This is a genomic window from Natrialba swarupiae (genome assembly GCF_008245225.1).
GTDB lineage: Archaea > Halobacteriota > Halobacteria > Halobacteriales > Natrialbaceae > Natrarchaeobius > Natrarchaeobius swarupiae.
Map to the genome: position 1 here is coordinate 16,996 of NZ_VTAW01000024.1, position 13,751 is coordinate 30,746.

16 protein-coding genes and 1 tRNA gene are annotated in these 13,751 nt (G+C 62.6%); 5 read left to right on the forward strand and 12 right to left on the reverse strand.

All coding sequences use genetic code 11. The features are described from left to right. Position 1 precedes the first annotated feature (1 nt). From nuoK to FYC77_RS15715, 10 genes are all read right to left on the reverse strand, one after another. The gene (gene nuoK / locus FYC77_RS15670; RefSeq protein ID WP_149082442.1) at positions 2-307 is read right to left on the reverse strand and encodes an NADH-quinone oxidoreductase subunit NuoK; all 306 of its coding nucleotides are present in this window, start codon (positions 305-307) and stop codon (positions 2-4) included. Beyond that, the gene (locus tag FYC77_RS15675) at positions 304-768 is read right to left on the reverse strand and encodes a hypothetical protein (RefSeq protein WP_149082443.1); all 465 of its coding nucleotides are present in this window, start codon (positions 766-768) and stop codon (positions 304-306) included. The genes nuoK and FYC77_RS15675 overlap by 4 nt, the downstream gene beginning before the upstream one ends. After that, positions 765-1,046, reverse strand: coding sequence for an NADH-quinone oxidoreductase subunit J (locus FYC77_RS15680; RefSeq protein WP_149082444.1), 282 nt, complete (start codon positions 1,044-1,046; stop codon positions 765-767). Before FYC77_RS15680 ends, FYC77_RS15675 begins: the two co-directional genes overlap by 4 nt. 2 nt (positions 1,047-1,048) lie before the next feature. Further along, on the reverse strand, positions 1,049-1,510 hold the full coding sequence (locus tag FYC77_RS15685) for a NuoI/complex I 23 kDa subunit family protein (RefSeq protein WP_149082445.1): 462 nt from the start codon (positions 1,508-1,510) through the stop codon (positions 1,049-1,051). After that, positions 1,507-2,592, reverse strand: coding sequence for a complex I subunit 1/NuoH family protein (locus tag FYC77_RS15690; protein ID WP_149082446.1), 1,086 nt, complete (start codon positions 2,590-2,592; stop codon positions 1,507-1,509). Before FYC77_RS15690 ends, FYC77_RS15685 begins: the two co-directional genes overlap by 4 nt. Then, positions 2,589-4,247: an NADH-quinone oxidoreductase subunit D gene (locus tag FYC77_RS15695; RefSeq protein WP_149082447.1), complete on the reverse strand. Its 1,659-nt coding sequence runs from the start codon at positions 4,245-4,247 to the stop codon at positions 2,589-2,591. Before FYC77_RS15695 ends, FYC77_RS15690 begins: the two co-directional genes overlap by 4 nt. Then, positions 4,244-4,951 carry an NADH-quinone oxidoreductase subunit B gene (locus FYC77_RS15700; protein ID WP_149082448.1) on the reverse strand — a complete coding sequence of 236 codons (708 nt, stop codon included), beginning with the start codon at positions 4,949-4,951 and terminating at the stop codon, positions 4,244-4,246. Before FYC77_RS15700 ends, FYC77_RS15695 begins: the two co-directional genes overlap by 4 nt. After that, entirely contained in the window at positions 4,948-5,361 is a 414-nt protein-coding gene (locus tag FYC77_RS15705; protein WP_149082449.1) for an NADH-quinone oxidoreductase subunit A, read from the reverse strand. Before FYC77_RS15705 ends, FYC77_RS15700 begins: the two co-directional genes overlap by 4 nt. 388 nt (positions 5,362-5,749) lie before the next feature. Beyond that, entirely contained in the window at positions 5,750-6,388 is a 639-nt protein-coding gene (locus FYC77_RS15710) for an AIR carboxylase family protein (protein WP_149082450.1), read from the reverse strand. 66 nt (positions 6,389-6,454) lie between these two features. Continuing rightward, positions 6,455-7,630, reverse strand: a complete 1,176-nt coding sequence (locus FYC77_RS15715) for a 5-(carboxyamino)imidazole ribonucleotide synthase (protein ID WP_149082451.1) — start codon at positions 7,628-7,630, stop codon at positions 6,455-6,457. 109 nt (positions 7,631-7,739) lie between these two features. On the opposite strand from FYC77_RS15715, the gene FYC77_RS15720 reads away from it, so the two are divergent. After that, positions 7,740-8,534 (forward strand): class I SAM-dependent methyltransferase, encoded by a 795-nt coding sequence (locus tag FYC77_RS15720; RefSeq protein WP_149082452.1) that lies wholly within the window; start codon positions 7,740-7,742, stop codon positions 8,532-8,534. Positions 8,535-8,877: 343 nt separating this feature from the next. On the opposite strand, the gene FYC77_RS15725 is transcribed toward FYC77_RS15720, so the two are convergent. Next, positions 8,878-10,059 (reverse strand): hypothetical protein, encoded by a 1,182-nt coding sequence (locus FYC77_RS15725; RefSeq protein ID WP_149082453.1) that lies wholly within the window; start codon positions 10,057-10,059, stop codon positions 8,878-8,880. Continuing rightward, the gene (locus tag FYC77_RS20970) at positions 10,059-10,208 is read right to left on the reverse strand and encodes a hypothetical protein (RefSeq protein WP_160046583.1); all 150 of its coding nucleotides are present in this window, start codon (positions 10,206-10,208) and stop codon (positions 10,059-10,061) included. The genes FYC77_RS15725 and FYC77_RS20970 overlap by 1 nt, the downstream gene beginning before the upstream one ends. A gap of 824 nt (positions 10,209-11,032) precedes the next feature. Here FYC77_RS20970 and ribH point away from each other — a divergent pair. From ribH to FYC77_RS15745, 4 genes are all read left to right on the forward strand, one after another. Beyond that, positions 11,033-11,446 (forward strand): 6,7-dimethyl-8-ribityllumazine synthase, encoded by a 414-nt coding sequence (gene ribH, locus FYC77_RS15730; protein ID WP_149082454.1) that lies wholly within the window; start codon positions 11,033-11,035, stop codon positions 11,444-11,446. A gap of 4 nt (positions 11,447-11,450) precedes the next feature. Further along, positions 11,451-12,599, forward strand: a complete 1,149-nt coding sequence (locus tag FYC77_RS15735; protein ID WP_149082455.1) for a pyridoxal phosphate-dependent aminotransferase — start codon at positions 11,451-11,453, stop codon at positions 12,597-12,599. Between the two features lie 134 nt (positions 12,600-12,733). Next, positions 12,734-13,483 (forward strand): HNH endonuclease, encoded by a 750-nt coding sequence (locus FYC77_RS15740; RefSeq protein ID WP_149082456.1) that lies wholly within the window; start codon positions 12,734-12,736, stop codon positions 13,481-13,483. Between the two features lie 110 nt (positions 13,484-13,593). After that, positions 13,594-13,696: transfer RNA gene (locus tag FYC77_RS15745), tRNA-Gln, on the forward strand. Positions 13,697-13,751 lie beyond the last annotated feature (55 nt).

The window sequence follows — 13,751 nt, forward strand, 5'->3', positions numbered from 1 at the left end:
CTTACCACCTCATCGTCGTCGGAACCGTGACGTCGACGTCACGGAAGTTGCGGTACAACACCAGGATGATCCCGAGTCCGATCGCGACCTCCGCGGCGGCAAGTGCCATCACGAACAGCGCGAGCACCTGCCCGGTGAGATTGCCGTGGTAGAACGCAAAGGCGATCAGATTGATGTTCGCCGCGTTCACCATGAGCTCGACGGACATCAGGAACATCAGTGCGTTTCGGCGCGTCAGAATACCGAACAGCCCGATGCAGAACAACAGCATCGAGAGAAGCACGTAGTACTCGATCCCGACCGTCATCGGGACTCACCTCCCTCGCTCGAGTCGGCGGTCGCCGTCGACGCGTCGGAGTCACGACCGCCGTCGGTGGCAGTCGATCGGTCGTCCGCGGCCGCGGCTCCGGTGGCGGCGCTCGTGGAATCCCCACTCCGGCTGATGAGTGCCGTGACGGACTCACCGCTTTCCTCGCGTTTCGCGAGGACGAGCGAGGCGTCGAGCGCCGCGTCGAGCGTGATCGCGATCAGCAAGAACGCCGCGAGAAACGCTTCGGTCTCGCCGATCGCGCCCTCCTCGGATTGCAGCGGCTCGAGGTCGAACATGGCGTAACCGATCTCGGAGGTGATCGAGATCCCATCTGGAAAGCCGGCCATCCCGCCGAACTGTGTGTTCCACGCGATCAGTCCCATCATGCCGAAGAGGACGACCGCGAGGATGCCTGGGGCGAGCGTGGTGCCGAGCCTGAGTTCCGGTCGTCTCGTCATGGCTGTACCACCTCGTCGGAGTCCGCGGCTGTCTCGGGTTCGTCACGCTGGGTCAACATCACGGCGAACGTGATGAGGATGAGCACCCCGCCGACGTAGACGAGGATCTGCATCATGGCGACGAACTCCGCCGCCAGCATCACGTAGTGGACGGCGACGCTGAGTAGTGCGACGCCGAGCATCAGCGCCGAGTGCCAGGGGTCCTTCAGGAGGACCACGCCCAGCGCGCTGGCGACCGTCAGGAACGCAAACAGCGCGAACGCGATCGTTTCCATCATTGTTACTGGTAGTCGACCTCCCCTTCACCTTCGCCGATCCACGCGCCCCGGTCGGGTTCGCGCGACTCGAGCGGGTCGATGTCCTTGTACCACGGGACGGCCTTGAGCTGTTCTTTGTTGTAGACGAACTCGTGTTTCGTGTCGGCGGTGAACTCGAAGTTCTGCGTGAGCAAGATGGCGTCGACGGGACAGACCTCCTCACAGAGCCGACAGTAGATACACTGTCCGATGTGGAGGTTGTACTGTTCGCCGTTTCGCTGGTCGTCCATCACGATCTGGATCGTGTCGTTCGGACAGACATTCTCACACTGACGACACCAGATACAGCGCTCCTGGCTGAACTTGTGGACGCCTCGGAACCGGGGTGAGACGTCCGGTGCGGTCTCGGGGTACTCGACGGTGAACGTCGAGCCGCTCAGTGCGTGTTTCATCGTCGTCGCCATGGATTTGAGTAGTCCGATCATGCGATCACCCCCACGATTGCCGCGGTGAGTGCAAGGTTCGCAAAGGAGAGGACCAGGAGGCCCTTCCAGCCGATTTCGATCAGTTGGTCGATACGTACGCGCGGGATCGCCGAGCGGAGCCACTGCGTGAGCAAGAAGACGGCCCAGATCTTCAGTAGGAACCAGACGATGCCCAGTTCGGCCGGACCGGGTCCAGCGGGTCCGCCGAGGAAGATCGTCGCGATGATCGCCCCGCCGAGGAAGATGTGGAGGAACTCGCCTAAGTAGACGAGCACGAAGTAGACCGAGGAGTACTCAGTCTGGTAGCCAGCGATCAGCTCCGCAGGTGCTTCGGGCATGTCGAACGGGTTCCGTCCGACCTCGGCGAAGTTCGCGATCAGGAAGAGGACGAACGCGAACGGGTTGACCAGCGCGTACCACGACGGGATCGAGACCACGCCGAGGTCGACGAGCGGTTGTGCCTGCGCTTCGACGATCGTCCCCATCTGAAGCGAGCCGGCAAAGAGGACGACCGACATCCCGGTCACCACGAGCGGAATCTCGTAGGCAACGTTCTGTGCGACCGCCCGCAACCCGCCGAGCATCGAGTACTTGTTGCCCGACGCGTAGCCGGCCATCACCAGTCCGATCGATGCGATACCGGCGACAGCGAAGACGAACACGAGTCCGACTTCGGGATCCGCGAGGTGGATACCGCTTCCCATCGGAATTACCGCAAAGCCGAGCAACGCCGAGCCCGCGATGACGATCGGCGCGAGATCGTACGCCGGGCGGTCCGCGTTCTCCGGGATAATGTTCTCTTTCGAGAGGAGTCGGACCGCGTCGGCGACGATAATGAAGATACCGGCCGGGCCGAGGTGGTTGACCGCGATCCGGTCGGTGAACGCGGCAGTAATCTTTCGTTTCGCCCACGGGCCGGCAACGCCGGTCATCGCCATCATCAGGTTAGCGATGACGAACGCGCCCAGAAAGGCCGCGAGTAACTCGCCGGCGACACCGAATTCGCCGAGCCCGGTCAGGTCGGCGATCCGCTCGGGCAACAACACCGTGTCGCCGTTTTGAAGGGGAGTCACCGCGCTCATCGATCCACCTCTCCGAGTACGATGTCCAGGCTGCCAAGCGATGCGATCAGGTCAGGGATGTACTCTCCCTGTGACATCTCCTCTAGGGCTTGCAGGTTCGAAAAGCAGGGGCTGCGAATCTTGAACCGTCCCGGCTTGTCCGTCCCGTCCGAGCGGATGTAGATGCCGAGTTCGCCCTTCGCGGCCTCGACCGCCCGGTAGACTTCCGCGTCCGCATCCGGTTTCAACGTTCGCGGCACGTTCGCCTGCACCTCACGGTCGTCCTCGGGCCACCCCTCGAGTACGTCGAGACACTGTTCGACGATCTTCGCCGACTCCTCGACTTCCTCCATCCGACAGAGCACCCGGGCGTAGTTGTCACAGCCGTCGCGGGTGACGACGTCCCACTCCAAGTTCTCGTAGTAGCCGTAGGGATCGTCGCGCCGAAGGTCGTAGTCGACGCCGGAGCCGCGGGCGACCGGTCCCGTACAGCCGTAGTCCTTCGCGACGTCGGGCTCTAGGACCCCGGTGTCGATACACCGCGTCTGGAAGATCTCGTTCGTGGTGATCAGGTCGTTGTACTCGGCGACTTTCGCGGGCAGTTCGTCGAGGAAGTCCCGCGTCTGCTCGAAAAACTCCTCGCGGGGTTCGGGCAGGTCCCAGGCGACGCCGCCGACGCGGAAGTAGTTGAACATCATCCGCTGACCCGTCAGGTCCTCTAAGATGTCCTGGACGAGTTCGCGGTCGCGGAACGTGTACATGAACGTCGCGGTGAACTCGCCGTAGACGTCGAGTGCGAACGTCCCGAGTGCGAGCATGTGCGAGGCGATTCGACACAGTTCGGAGCCGAGCGTCCTGATGATCTGTGCGTACTCCGGAACCTCGATCTCCGCGAGATCCTCGATCGCTCGGGCGTACGCCCACTCGTTCAACAGGCCGGAGGAGACGTAGTCCCAGCGGTCGGGATACGGCATGATCTGATGGCGGTAGGTCCCCTGTTGGCACATCTGCTCCTCACAGCGGTGGAGGTAGCCGATGTCCGGCTCGATGTGGGCGATCGTCTCGCCGTCGAGAACCGTCTTGACGTGGAGGACGCCGTGGGTCGCCGGGTGGTGTGGCCCGACGTTCAGGAACATCGTATCCGACTCGGGGTCCTCGTGGTCCGGCTCGAGCGGGTTCGCGTGTTCCGAGAGGGTGACGACCTGTGGTTTCTCCTGGTCATAGCTCGCGGAGAGCGGGTGGCCCTGCCAGGTCTCCGGAAGCAGGATTCGACGGAGATCCGGATGGTCCTCGTACTCAATGCCGACGAGGTCGTAGGCTTCGCGCTCGTGCCAGTCCGCCGTCCGGTAGACCGGTTCGGCACTCTGGCTGACCGGCTCGTCGAGTGGCGTCGGGACGACGATACTCACCTCGTCGGTCGGATCGGCGTACTTCTTCAAGTGATAGATCGTCTCGAAGCGGTCCTCGTATTGCTGTGCGGTGACACACGAGCAGTGGTCGTAGCCGGCTTTCTCGCGCAGATCGAAGAGGACGTCCTGTACGTCTCCCGGGTTGACGACGAATCCGGGTGCGTTAACGTGATCTTCGCGCGTGAGTGCGCGAGAGCCAAGCAGGTCGGCCAGTTCGTCGACCCTGTCCGTCGCGTCCTCCGGCATCGACTCCGTTCCCGTGCTCATGGCGAATCAGCCCAGTTATAGCGCATGACCAGGTCGTCTTCGTCGATCTCGCTTGCGAGTTTCTGGACGAGTTCGTCCTCCGGAAGGTCGCCAAACTCCTCAAGTTCGTAGGGCTTGACGACGACGGGAGAGGACTCGCCGTTCTGGATCCGCTCTTGGAGTTTGAGGATGCCGTAGATCAGCGCCTCGGGCCGTGGTGGACAGCCCGGGACGTGGATGTCGATCGGGATGATCTCCTCGGCACCTTTCACGACGTTGTACCCTTCCTGGAACGGACCGCCGGAGATCGTACACGATCCCATCCCGACGACGAACTTGGGTTCGGGCATCTGGTCGTAGACGCGTTTCATGCGCGGCCCGAACTTCGAGACGATCGTCCCGGGGACGATCATGACGTCGGCCTGCCGCGGCGAGGCGCGGGGGACGCCAGCGCCGTAGCGGTCGACGTCGTGTTTGATCGCGTAGGTGTGGATCATCTCGATGCTACAGCAGGCGATCCCGAACTGTAGCATGAACATCGAGTTGCCGCGAACCCAGTTCATGAACTGGTCGAACTTCGTGAGGATAAACGGCGACGTGCCGAACGCCTCCCGAAGCTTCGAGTTGAAGCGGTCGTCGGCCCCTTCACCCATCCGCGCCTCGCGGGTATCCGTCGACGGTGCGGTGCTCCCGTGGATCGTCTGTCGTGGTTCGTCGCTACTCATGATCGATTACCTTCCGCGTCCACCTGACGAGTCGTCTGTGCCCACTCTACCGCGCCGTTTCGCCACGCCCACGCGAGACCAATGAGCAAGATGACGACGAACGCGACCATCGGCGCGAGGATCTCGAACAGCGAGACGGCATCGGATTCGACGGCATCCAGATACACGACCGCCCACGGAAACAGGAGGACGGTCTCGATATCGAAGACGAGGAACAGAAGCGCAACCATGTAGTACTGGATGTTGAATCGGATGCGCGTCCCGCCCGTCGGGACCTCGCCACTCTCGTAGGTGGCACGTTTACTCGTTTCCGGAACGCTCGGCCGCAGGAGATACGATACCGCCATCATACCGAGCGGTATCAGAAGTCCCACGAGCGCCAGCGCCCCAATAGCTATCCAGTCGTTCATCTCCGTAACGTCCGGACGTTAAAACCGCACCCACATAAGGGTTGATTGTTCGTTTTTCCGGCCAAAACGGGCCAAGCAGTGGCTTCTGTCGAAGCGAAATTTCCCAGACGTTCACTCCAAACGACCAGCAGGTATCGAACGGTCGACCGCGTCGGTATCGTTCTGTTACTCTTGAACGTCAGATCGAGTGACGTTCCAGTCGAATCGCCGACGGGAATTAAATCGACGACGCACTCCGTCCGCCGAGTTCGACGCCTGGGCACCAACAACGTCAGGCTCCTGATAGGTCTGCCGAATCGGTCGGCCACCGTTCGTTCGGAAAAGGGAATGTTACCGGTGAAACCGATCTCCGGAAGGGACGCTCACGACGCCAGACCGGCCGAACCGGTTACTCGGTAGTGTTCGAGAAGCGCTTCGTTCCGGCGTCGTGCAGTTCTCTCGAGACGTCGCCAACGCCGCCTCGAAGCCCCTCGTGATAGGCGACGAGCCGTTCACGAACGTCGTCGTGCTGGCGGGCGAGAATCTGGGCTGCCGACAGCGCGGCGTTGAACGACTTGCCCGCGTCGACGGCGACCAGCGGTGCACCGGTCGGCATCCCGATGACGCTGTCGACTGACTTCTCCTGGACCGGCACGCCGATCACCGGCAGCGGGTACGCGATCGACGCCGTCATGTTCGGCAGATCGGCCGACTTCCCACCTGCTCCCGCGATGATGACCTCGAGTCCCCGTTCTTCGGCCGTCTCCGCGTACGCCGTCATCAGGTCGGGCGTGCGGTGGGCGGAAGTGACGTACGTCTCGAAGGTAAAGCGTTCGTCCGGCGGAGACTCGAAGTCGGTCTGCTCGGCGAAGTCGAGTTCGTCGACGAACGCGTCGTAGGCCCCCCGACGCTTCCCGCCGGTCATCATCGTCTCGAGATCCGAGTCACTGCCCATCACGATGCCGACGTCGGGCGTCTCCTCGTCCGGACGGTCCTGGTCGGCCTCGCGGTGCAACCGATCGATCAGGCCGCGAACGCTGTCGCTCATGTCCGACACTGCTCGGGGCGAGAACTTCAATTGGCAGCAATCGGATCGATGGCGGACGTCGAGTCGCTACGAACGGAACGTCACGTCTTCCTCGAGGCTTCGTGCCGTCTCGAGTAACTCCTCGACGCCGGTTTCGTCGTCGCGAGCGCACACGGTGACGTGTCCCATCTTTCGGAGGGGGCGGGCCTCGCGCTTGCCGTACCAGTGGAGGTGTGCGGCGGGCGTCTCGTGGATCCGCTCGACGTTGTGAAGCGCCGCCGCCCGTTCTTGGTCGACGTCGGCGAGGAGGTTCGCCGTGACGGTCGGATTCCGGAGGTCTGTCGCGGCCAGCGGCCACCCGAGCACCGCCCGGACGTGTTGTTCGAACTGCGAACTGTGTGCGCCTTCGATCGTCCAGTGTCCCGAATTGTGCGGACGGGGGGCGATCTCGTTGAGGAGCATCTCGCTCTCCGCGTCGTCGCCAGCCACCTCGAACAGTTCGATCCCGTAGACACCTCGCCCCTCCATCACCTCGAGAACGTCCGTGGCAACCTCTCGGGCGCGCTCCGCGGCGGCGTCGCTCGAGCGCGCGGGCACGATCGTCTCCCGGAGGATCTCCTCCTCGTGGACGTTCTCCCCGATGGGGAACGTCGCGGTCTCGCCGTACCCCTTGGTGGCGATCACCGACACCTCGCGTTCGAACTCCACGAACGCCTCGACCATCGCGGGGCCGGCGACCGACTCGAGAGCCTCTTCGGTCTCGTCTTTCGACTCCACGGGGACGTTTCCGCGGCCGTCGTAGCCGCCGGTCCGTGCTTTGAGCATCACCGGCGCGCCGTAGTCGTCGATCGCCGCCCGGACGTCGTCGGCGTCGGAGACCTCGCGAAACGGCGGGACCGGAACGCCGGCGGCCTCGAGTTCGCGCTTCTGGACGAGTTTGTCGTGGATCGTCTCGAGCGTCGACGGCTTCGGGTGAACCAGCGTTCCGGTGTCGTTGCTCACGCGCTCGAGGACGGTCTGGTCGGCCAGTTCGATCTCGAACGTGAGGACGTCGGCCCGCTCGGCGAGTTCGCGGATCCCCGCCTCGTCGTCGAAGTCGGCGACGATCTGGTCGCGGGCGACCAGCGAGGCAGGACACTCGGGCGTCGGATCGAGCACGACGATCTCGACGCCGAGCGGCGCGGCCGCCTCGGCGAGCATCCGACCGAGCTGTCCCCCACCGACGACGCCGACCGTCGGTCCCGGCGTCTCGAGCGTAGTCATTGCGCGGCGGTTGACGACGGCCGCGCTTAAGCATTCGCAAAGAGTACGGTGGGGATGGGTAGGGACGAGCTACGATACTCCTTTATACACGTCTTACCTCCGTTGGGGAATGCGAACCGTGGCCGACGTAATTGATGCCGTCTCAACCGAACGCCGATCCCCATCAGGTGACGTTTACAGGCACCTCGCTCCGGTGTACGACGTTTTCGCACGAACGATTGATTACGATGCGTATGCATCGTTCATCAGGACGCACGAGCCCGAAGATACGACCGCTATTGGACTGTTCGCCTGCGGGACGGGCCGGCTCCTTGCGACCGTCGCGGATCGTTACGAGATCGCTGTAGGGTTCGACAGAAGTTCCGCGATGCTTTCGCAGGCGACCGCGCGGACCGACGCGCCGACCGTCGTCGCTGACCTCCGCACGTGCGTCGTTCCCGGGCGCTTCGACGTCGTCACGATCCTCGGCAATTCGCTCGTTCACCTCGCCCCCCAGGACAATGGCCCCGACCCGTTCCAGATCGTGCTTTCAAACGCGTTCGAGTCACTCCGACCAGGCGGCGTGTTGCTCTGTGACTTCATCCCACCATCATCCGTAATCGACGGGCACGTCATGGAGGCAGTCGCGACAGATGATCCATACCAGATTACACGTACGATCGTGACCCGAGTGACCAACCCGGACGCAGGCGGGCTCGGGCCGGCCGGTCGGTATACGTACGCCTACAAGATCGAGGATCGCCGAACCAACCGAACCGCCCGCGTGAGTGCGACCGCCCCAATCCGTGGGTACCGACCGGCCAGCGTGTTGCGGACGGCGCTCGATGTCGGCTTCACGGAAGCGGCACTGGTCGAGTCGTCACCTGAAAGTGATGAAGCGCTCGCCGCGAGAAAACCAACGTAATCAAAAGCCCTCGCCGGTGGTTCCGAGATCGGTCTCGGATTATCGTAGCCACTGCAGGTCTTGCACACCTGATCGCCAGACGAAAAGCGCGGTTCGGAGTGTGCGCGGTTCGGAGCGAACGAAGTGAGCGAGAACCGCGGGAATGCGAACGGGGAACCCAGTGACCCGTGAGCGAACGAAGTGAGCGAGAACCGCGGGAATGCGAACGGGGAACCCAGTGACCCGTGAGCTCGTCGATCAGTGTGTACATCGTTGCAGTTGTTACTATGGCTGGTATAGAGGGCGCTAAGCCCCTGTCCCAAGGAACGGACGGCGGTAGCCACAGTGAGTAGCCAGGGGGAGTTTACCGGTCGCCGCCAGCTTTACGGAGCGTCACCATCGTCGCAGTAGTCAGTTCACGTGCTCGAGTGAGTGTCTCCCCGTCGAGCACACCGGTCGCATCTGTATCGGCGACGGGTCGGCGGTTGATGCCCGTGGCAAGTACGATATCGTCGTCAACTAGTCGTGCGGCGTGGATAGCGATCGCCCAGGGGCCGACTTGCCCGTTCAACACGCCAACAAATGTTCGGAGGTCGACCTCGTCGTCGAGCAGTGTCGTGGCGGGATCGGCCTCGAGGATCGGATCCGGATTCGCCACGAGCGGCGGGACGCGGTCACCATCGACGGCGTCGGGCCCGACGAGCCACTCGACTGTTCGCGCGTCGGTAACTCCGGCCCGGCGCAGCACGTCGCGAACCTCCTCGTGGGCGAAAATTTCCTCGAACTCGAGCCCGGCAAGGGGGTTGAGGTTCTGTCCGGCGACGCTCGCGTTTGGCGTAGCGAGAACGCTGAAGCCGAACGTCGCTCCCGACAACGGGGCGGATATGCCCGCATTGAACAACTGCCCGATATCGATCCGGTCGGGCGACGTCAGCGGTGTTGATGGGAATGTGCGGTCGTCCGTGAACGCAGCGATCAACAACTCGTCGGTTCGAAGCTCCTCGTCCGCTTCGACTGTCCGATACGGGCCAAATCGGTCGCGGAGTTCACGCGTCTCGACACCCAGCCGAGAGGCGAACGTAGCCTCATCGGTCGGAATAAACGTGGAGACTGATTTGGATTCGTTGGGATCCCAAGTGCTGCCAGGGATCCACGCGGTGCTTGGGCTCCACCCCTCGCCAGTCTCGTCGTCGTATTCCTCGGTCCAGGACTCGTTTGGAAACACGCGCCACGGCTGCTCGATGAGGAGTCCCTCACCGCCGGTGTTCTGGAACGCGTCGACGCCAGTCGACGTCGCGCTCGCGAACAGCATACCCGGCAGCGGCTCGCCGTCCATTGCGCGTGCTTCCGTCGGGACGAGAAACGACGCCTCCGTGCCGAGGAGATCAACTGCGCCGCCGTCGGCGAAACCGAGTTCGATCGTTTCAGCGCCGACATCCGCTGGCGTGACGATGAGGCCGCCGTCGCTGAGGCCACCCGCGTTGGTTTCGTGGGTGAAACTACCGATGACGTTTTTCCAAATGCCCTTTTGTTTTCTCGCCGCCATCAGTCGTCCTCATCGAAGTCGGGTGCGTACACTGCCCCGTGGCTCGTAATTGTGACGGAAATACCGGCTTGCTCGCGCTCGAGCGTGGTCGACTCGTCGGCTAGTGTGGCGTATCCAAACGCCTCGCGGTCGGCCTCCGGAATAACCACGGGTGTCGCTTCGAATCGTTGATCCCTGAGATCTGAACACCCCGCCAACCCAGTTGCGACAATAAGACCGGCTCCCGCCAGCAAGCGTCGTCTCGTCGGTTTCGCACCCTCATCAACTGTCTTCCCACCCCTGTCAATCATTTCCACGTTCTAATCGAAACACATTCTTCATTTTATATAAGTATTCCCATAATTATGTTGGATCGATTAGAGGCATGTTTCCCAGGGCATCCGAATTTTCGGACGAGGGAACGGCGAACGCTTCCGAGGGGTGAGAGACAACCCACGCTAAAATCGGTCACTCCTTCACCCGGAGATCCACTGGTGAGAGGCTTATACGTGTTCGGTGACCACCTACGCTGTCCCGTCTACCTTCAGCCTCGGTGCGAATCTCGAGTGTGATAGAACGACGGAACTAATGCCAATATATTTGATACGAGAACCATGTGCCGATGTTCTGTTCTCTCGACAGGGGCGATCCTGGTGGGAGGTGCGATAGCTGGCTGTAGCGCCAACTCGAGTCGTGCAGAGATAGCGGTCGTAGACGGGTACGTCGAACGCGAGAACGACGTTTCCGAGGACGTCAGAAGATGGACCGAGTCCGCACAGACGACACCTCCCGACGAGATGGGGGCTGTCGACGAGGAGTACGATGCAACCGCGACGATCTTCGAAGAGTCCACCCCATCGAAGAGTTCGACCTCGAGACGCGGTGAAACACCGCAACTCGAGGCGAGGAGTCGACCCAACCAACCGCGTCGAGCGATCCGGCGAGTTCGACGGAGAACGGTACCTCTTTTACCCGCCCTCTCTACCGCTCGCGTATGACCACGCTCGGACTGGTAGTCGCGCAGTTCAACCGGCCGATCACCGAGCAGATGGAGCAGGAGGCGCTCGATGCTGCACACGCCGCTGGTGTGGAGGTCTTCGAGACCGTCCGCGTGCCGGGCGTCTACGACGCGCCGCTTGCCGCCGACCGACTCGCGCGCAGGGAGGCGGTCGACGCCGTCGCCGTCGTCGGGAGCGTCATCACCGGCGACACCGACCACGATCAGGTGATCACCGATGCCGCCGCACAGCGACTCGCAGACGTCAGTCTCGAGCGTGATACTCCCGTTACCCTCGGCGTGACGGGCCCCGGAATGTCAGCCGCCGAAGCACGGGAACGCGTCGAGAACGCGGCGAAAGCCGTCGACGGCGCGCTCGATCTCGTGTCCGAACTACCCGACCCACAGTGATACGATGACGATGGAATTCACCGACCGCGTAACCCGAGTCGAACCGTCCGCAACCCTCGCGATCTCAGCACTCGCCACCGAACTCGAGGCCGACGGCGCAGACGTCGTCGACCTCTCCGTCGGCGAACCCGACTTCCCGACGCCGCAAAACATCGTCGACGCCGGACAAGACGCGATGGACGCCGGCCACACCGGCTACACCACGTCGGCCGGCATCCTCGACCTGCGAGAGGCGATTTCGGAGAAGCTCGCAGCCGACGGCCTCGATCACAGCACGGACGAGATCATCGTCACACCCGGCGCGAAGCAGGCACTGTACGAAATCGTCCAGGCACTCATTCAGGACGGCGACGAGGTCGCACTGCTCGACCCCGCGTGGGTCTCCTACGAGGCGATGGTGAAGATGGCCGGCGGCTCGCTTTCGCGGGTCAATCTCTCCGATTCCGGCTTCCAACTCGAGCCAGCACTCGAGGACCTCGCCGACGCAGTATCGGACGAGACGGAACTGCTGATCGTCAACTCGCCGTCGAACCCCACCGGTGCGGTCTACTCCGACGAGGCGCTCGAGGGCGTCCGTGATCTTGCCGTCGAGCATGATATTACGGTGATCTCGGACGAGATCTACAAGGAGATTACCTACGGCGTTTCCCCGACGAGTCTCGGCACGCTCGAGGGAATGGCCGACCGGACGGTCACGGTCAACGGCTTCTCGAAGGCCTACTCGATGACCGGCTGGCGACTCGGCTACTTCGCCGGTCCCGAGGAGCTGATCGACCAGGCTGGCAAACTCCACAGCCACTCCGTCTCCTCCGCGGTGAACTTCGTCCAGCACGCCGGTATCGAAGCACTCGAGAACACCGACGACGCCGTCGAAGAGATGACCGACGCCTTCGAAGACCGGCGCGACCTCGTCATCGACCTGCTCGAAGACCACGGCGTCGACGTCGCCGAACCCGAGGGCGCGTTCTACATGATGTTGCCCGTCGACGACGACGATCAGGCCTGGTGTGAAGGTGCCATCGAGGACGCCCACGTCGCGACGGTTCCGGGCAGCGCCTTTGGGACGCCCGGCTACGCGCGAATCTCCTACGCCGCGAGCGAAGAGCGACTCGAGGAGGGTATCGAGCGGCTGGCTGAGGAAGGCTATCTGTAGTTCGGTTTCCACGGCTTTTCGTGTCGTCTTTTGTGGCTGGGTAGCCTCGCGGCTTCGCCCTCGAGTTTGAGAGTTCGAGTATCGCAGACTCGGTTCGCCTCGAGTTTATACGCGATGGCGCAACCAACGTCCGCATGGATTGCCCGACCTGTGGCACGTCGCTCAGTTCCGAACGGGGAATGCGCCAACACCACACGAAGGTCTACGGCGAGCCGCTGCCGAATCGAACCTGTAACGGCTGTGGGATCGAGTTCTACGACCCGAAGGCGCGCCTCGAGTATTATGACGACTGCAATCCGAACGCGGGCGAACACAACGGCAACTGCAGCGACGCGAGAGAAACCACGACGTGTGAGTGTTGCGGCGACTCGTTCTCCTACTATCCATCCGACAAGGACGGCGTGTACTGTTCGGTGTGTGTTGCAGAGGCGATCGGACTGCTTCCCGAAAACCCGTCGGAGAAAGGCGAACGGGTTATCATCGAGTGTGAATGCTTTGGGTCCGATCTCGAGGTCCGCCCCGCGAAAGCCGACAAACGGGAGCGTGGTTGTTTCTGCACCCTCGAGTGTTACGGCGAGTGGCTCTCGGAGAACGTCGTCGGCCCTGATCACCACCAGTGGGAGGGAGGTGCGATCGACTACGGACAGGAATGGTGGCAGATTCGACGACAGGCGCTCGAGCGCGACGGATACGAGTGCCAGCACTGTAGCGCGGACGCGGACGACCTCGGCCGGAATCCGGATGTCCACCATCTCGAGCCTGTACGGTCGTTCGATCAGCCTGCGGATGCACACACGATGAACAACGTCGTCACCCTCTGTCGGAGCTGCCACCGACGTGCCGATGAGGGTGAAATAGAGGTTTCGCCCCGAAGCGAAAAGTAACACTATTGTGCGACGGCGGTCTATCCGAGAAGTGAAGTCCGAAGGAGTCCCGTGGTGGTGAGCAGTTCCACAGGAACTGCGAGCTACACGGGGCTTCGAACGGAGTGAGAAGTCCCGTGGTGTAGTGGCCAATCATCTGAGCCTTTGGACGTGTCCGGTTCCGGCCGTCACGGAAGTGAGCTCAGGACGGCGGTTCGAATCCGCCCGGGACTACTTTTGCGCCGAACAAACCCGTGAGGCGCAAGTATCCTCGGCGGTTCGAGCCCAG

Coding starts and splice junctions, on each gene's coding strand:
- ribH (WP_149082454.1), top strand. CDS start 11,033: ATGACCACGCTCGGACTGGTAGTCGCGCAGTTCAACCGGCCGATCACC.
- FYC77_RS15675 (WP_149082443.1), bottom strand. CDS start 768: ATGACGAGACGACCGGAACTCAGGCTCGGCACCACGCTCGCCCCAGGC.
- FYC77_RS15725 (WP_149082453.1), bottom strand. CDS start 10,059: ATGGCGGCGAGAAAACAAAAGGGCATTTGGAAAAACGTCATCGGTAGT.
- FYC77_RS15680 (WP_149082444.1), bottom strand. CDS start 1,046: ATGATGGAAACGATCGCGTTCGCGCTGTTTGCGTTCCTGACGGTCGCC.
- FYC77_RS15720 (WP_149082452.1), top strand. CDS start 7,740: ATGCGAACCGTGGCCGACGTAATTGATGCCGTCTCAACCGAACGCCGA.
- FYC77_RS15740 (WP_149082456.1), top strand. CDS start 12,734: ATGGATTGCCCGACCTGTGGCACGTCGCTCAGTTCCGAACGGGGAATG.
- FYC77_RS15690 (WP_149082446.1), bottom strand. CDS start 2,592: ATGAGCGCGGTGACTCCCCTTCAAAACGGCGACACGGTGTTGTTGCCC.
- FYC77_RS15695 (WP_149082447.1), bottom strand. CDS start 4,247: ATGAGCACGGGAACGGAGTCGATGCCGGAGGACGCGACGGACAGGGTC.
- FYC77_RS15700 (WP_149082448.1), bottom strand. CDS start 4,951: ATGAGTAGCGACGAACCACGACAGACGATCCACGGGAGCACCGCACCG.
- FYC77_RS15735 (WP_149082455.1), top strand. CDS start 11,451: ATGACGATGGAATTCACCGACCGCGTAACCCGAGTCGAACCGTCCGCA.
- nuoK (WP_149082442.1), bottom strand. CDS start 307: ATGACGGTCGGGATCGAGTACTACGTGCTTCTCTCGATGCTGTTGTTC.
- FYC77_RS15685 (WP_149082445.1), bottom strand. CDS start 1,510: ATGATCGGACTACTCAAATCCATGGCGACGACGATGAAACACGCACTG.
- FYC77_RS15715 (WP_149082451.1), bottom strand. CDS start 7,630: ATGACTACGCTCGAGACGCCGGGACCGACGGTCGGCGTCGTCGGTGGG.
- FYC77_RS15705 (WP_149082449.1), bottom strand. CDS start 5,361: ATGAACGACTGGATAGCTATTGGGGCGCTGGCGCTCGTGGGACTTCTG.
- FYC77_RS15710 (WP_149082450.1), bottom strand. CDS start 6,388: ATGAGCGACAGCGTTCGCGGCCTGATCGATCGGTTGCACCGCGAGGCC.